Raw genomic sequence first — 3323 nt, forward strand, 5'->3', positions numbered from 1 at the left:
CACCGGTCTCGGCCATGGCGTTGCGATTCCGCACGGACGCAGTGCGGCAATCCACGAGGCGCGTGCAGCGTTCGTGAGACTCGCCAGCCCGGTGGACTTCGGGGCCGACGATCAACAAGGCGTCGACCTCGTGGCCGCGCTGATCGTACCGGCGCATTTCACCGACCAGCATCTGAAGCTGCTGGCAGAATTGGCCGAGCTGTTTTCCAACAACACGTTGACCGATGAGCTCCGCGCGGCGGCGGACGCTCCGCTGCTGCTCGATGTGCTTAAACGCGGGTTGCGCGGCTGAATGATCGCTGCGGCGCTGCCGACCCTGTGACGCCCGCATCCGGATGCCCTTACACTGCAGATACGCGCGAATCTCGCGTGCACTCCCGCCGTGAAGGCATTTCGCCCCTCATCCGACCATGGATCGTCTGACCGCCCGCCAGTTGTTCGACTCCGTCGGAGAACGCCTGTCACTCCGCTGGGTCGCCGGTCAGCGCGGCGAAAACCGGGCGATGGAAACGGGCGGCAATCAGCCGCGGCGGCCGTCGCTTGCCGGCTACCTCAACATCATCTACCCGAACAAAGTGCAGATCATCGGCACCGAGGAGCTCAACTACCTCGACAGCCTCGATTCGCGCCAGCGCTGGGAAACGGTAGAAAAGATCGTTGCCTACGAACCGACCGCCCTGCTGGTGACCAAGGATCAGACCATTCCGTCGGATCTGCGCCAGGCGGCAGACGAATCCAGCACGCCGCTCTGGCACAGTCCCAAACGCGGCCATGAACTGCTGACCTACCTGCAATACCAGCTCGCGCGGACGCTCGCGCGGCAGATCACGCTGCATGGCGTGCTGATGGAGGTGTACTCGATCGGGGTGTTGATCACCGGGGAAAGCGGGACGGGCAAAAGCGAACTTGCGCTCGAGCTCATCACGCGCGGCCATCGGCTGGTTGCGGACGATGCGCCGGAATTCACGCTGATCGCGCCCGACGTGATCGACGGCAACTGCCCGGAGCTGCTGCGTGACCTGCTCGAAGTGCGCGGTCTCGGGGTGCTCAACGTGCGCGACATGTTTGGCCAGACCGCGGTGAAGCCGTCGAAATATCTGAGGCTGATCGTCCACCTGCAACCGCAGAAGCTCGACATGCCGACCGATCCGATGATCCGGCTGACAGGCGACGTCGGGTACCGCGAAGTGCTCGACGTGCAGGTTCCGCAGATCGTCATTCCGGTCGCACCGGGTCGCAACATCGCGGTGCTGGCGGAAGCCGCCGTGCGTAGCCACATGCTCAAGACGAAAGGATTCGATCCGGCGCAGACCTTCATCGACCGGCAGGCTCACCAGATGCGGAGACTGCCGCCGTGGTAGGTGATCTCCCGAGTCGCGATGCGCCGGCGGAAACACCGTCAAAACCCGACCAGCTGATTGTCGTCAGCGGACTGTCGGGGTCCGGCAAGACGGTCGCGCTGCGTACGTTGGAGGATCTGGGATACTACTGCGTCGACAATCTTCCGGCTGCGCTCATGCCGGCATTCGTGCAGGCGATCTCGCAAGGTCCGGGCGGCCTTCAGCACAAGCTCGCGGTCGGCGTCGACGTGCGCAATCGCGCGGAAAACCTCAATCGGCTGCCGCAGATCCTCGCTGAGCTCGCGGCTGCGGACATCGGCTATCGCCTGGTATTCCTCGATACGCGGGACGACGCGCTGATCAAGCGCTACTCCGAAACCCGCCGTCGGCACCCATTGTCGATCGCCGGGATCGGCCTCGCCGAGGCGATCGCCGAGGAACGCAAACTGCTCAAGCCCATGCGGGCAATCGCCGATCGCGTGGTCGACACCAGCGACCTGAACGTGCACCAGCTGCGCCGGCTGGTGATCACCGAGATGGGGCTGACGGCCGGCGCGATGACCCTGCTGTTCGAATCGTTCGCCTACCGGCGTGGCGTTCCGGCAGACGCGGATTTCGTGTTTGACGCGCGCTGCCTGCCCAATCCGCACTGGGACGCGCAACTGCGGCCGCTATCGGGCAAGGACGCGCCGGTGCGCGAGTGGCTTCAATCGCGTCCCGAAGTCGCACAATACGCGTCCGATCTGCTGGGTTTTCTGACGACCTGGTTGCCGCGCTTCGAGTCCGATGGTCGCAGTTATGTCACGATCTGCCTTGGCTGCACCGGCGGCCGTCATCGATCGGTCTATCTCAGCGAGCACCTTGCCGAGCAATTCCGCCAGCGCTACGCGCAAGTGTTGACCTATCACCGCGAGATGGAATGAGTATGAGAGCCGGGATTCGCAATTCGCAATTGGGGTTTGGTGCAGCGCGCACCGACCACGATGGGCGTTGCACGACGCGCTTGCAAATCGCGAATCGCGAAGACCTGATTTCGTCTGAAGGAGCCAGGCGATGAGTGTCGGCGTCCTCCTGATGACCCACGAATCGATGGGAGCCGCGCTGGTCAGCGCCGCGCGCCACGTGCTGGGCAAGCTGTCGATGCCGCTCGAGGTGCAGGAAGTGTCGCCGGATGCCGATCCCGAACAGATGCTGCGTGCGGCGGCGGCGAATGCGCGCGAACTCGACCATGGCGATGGCGTACTGGTGCTCTCCGACCTGTATGGCGCGACGCCGTGCAACATCGCGCAACGCCTGCCCAATCTCGGCGTGCGCATGCATTGCGTATCGGGATTGAACCTCCCCATGCTCCTGCGGGTCCTCAATTACCCGGAGCAATCGCTCGACGAACTCGCACAGACGGCGGCGACCGGCGGTCGCGGAGGCATCGTCGTCGATACGCCCTGACGCACCAGGCGCTCCCGAAAGTTTGCGCCTTCCACTGACGATCCAGACCCGACACCGAAGGACCGCCATGCTCGAACGAGATATCACGATCAGCAACAAACTGGGGCTGCACGCGCGCGCGTCCGCCAAGCTCGTGCAGGAACTGCACGCGTTCCAGTCGCACGCATTCATCGTCTGCCGCGGCAAGGAAGTGAACGCAAAGAGCATCATGGGCGTGATGATGCTCGCCGCCGGACTCGGTTCCGATGTGAAACTGCGCACCGAGGGTGCCGACGAAGAGGCCGCCATGAAAGCAATGGTCGACCTGTTCGAGCGGAAGTTCGACGAAGGTCAATAGGATGCACCGGACACTGCCCGGGGCAGCGTCCGGTGATGGCGGCACACGGCAACGGAGGCAGACAGACGCGTGCGACTCGTACTGACCGGAGGAAGTGCATCGCGTGGAATGGCGCTCGGTCGCGCTCGTCTCGAACAACCGAGCCGCTACCTGATCGACGAACGTCCGCTCGCTGAAGACGATGTTGAAGGCGAGATCGA

Annotated in this window: 5 protein-coding genes; all 5 read left to right on the top strand. The window is 63.9% G+C overall.

Annotated features, from left to right (window positions below; genetic code table 11):
* Positions 1 to 292: PTS sugar transporter subunit IIA (locus ABIV12_RS06840; RefSeq protein WP_348057590.1), on the top strand; the 292-nt coding region annotated here is incomplete at its 5' end.
* A gap of 118 nt (positions 293 to 410) precedes the next feature.
* Positions 411 to 1361, top strand: a complete 951-nt coding sequence (gene hprK, locus ABIV12_RS06845) for an HPr(Ser) kinase/phosphatase (RefSeq protein WP_348057592.1) — start codon at positions 411 to 413, stop codon at positions 1359 to 1361.
* The gene (gene rapZ, locus ABIV12_RS06850) at positions 1355 to 2263 is read left to right on the top strand and encodes an RNase adapter RapZ (protein WP_348057594.1); all 909 of its coding nucleotides are present in this window, start codon (positions 1355 to 1357) and stop codon (positions 2261 to 2263) included. The genes hprK and rapZ overlap by 7 nt, the downstream gene beginning before the upstream one ends.
* 130 nt (positions 2264 to 2393) lie before the next feature.
* On the top strand, positions 2394 to 2786 hold the full coding sequence (locus ABIV12_RS06855; protein ID WP_348057596.1) for a PTS sugar transporter subunit IIA: 393 nt from the start codon (positions 2394 to 2396) through the stop codon (positions 2784 to 2786).
* Between the two features lie 67 nt (positions 2787 to 2853).
* Entirely contained in the window at positions 2854 to 3123 is a 270-nt protein-coding gene (locus tag ABIV12_RS06860) for an HPr family phosphocarrier protein (protein ID WP_348057598.1), read from the top strand.
* The last annotated feature ends 200 nt before the right edge of the window (positions 3124 to 3323 follow it).

The sequence above is a fragment of the Dokdonella sp. genome (genome assembly GCF_039926425.1).
Classification (GTDB): Bacteria; Pseudomonadota; Gammaproteobacteria; order Xanthomonadales; family Rhodanobacteraceae; genus Dokdonella_A.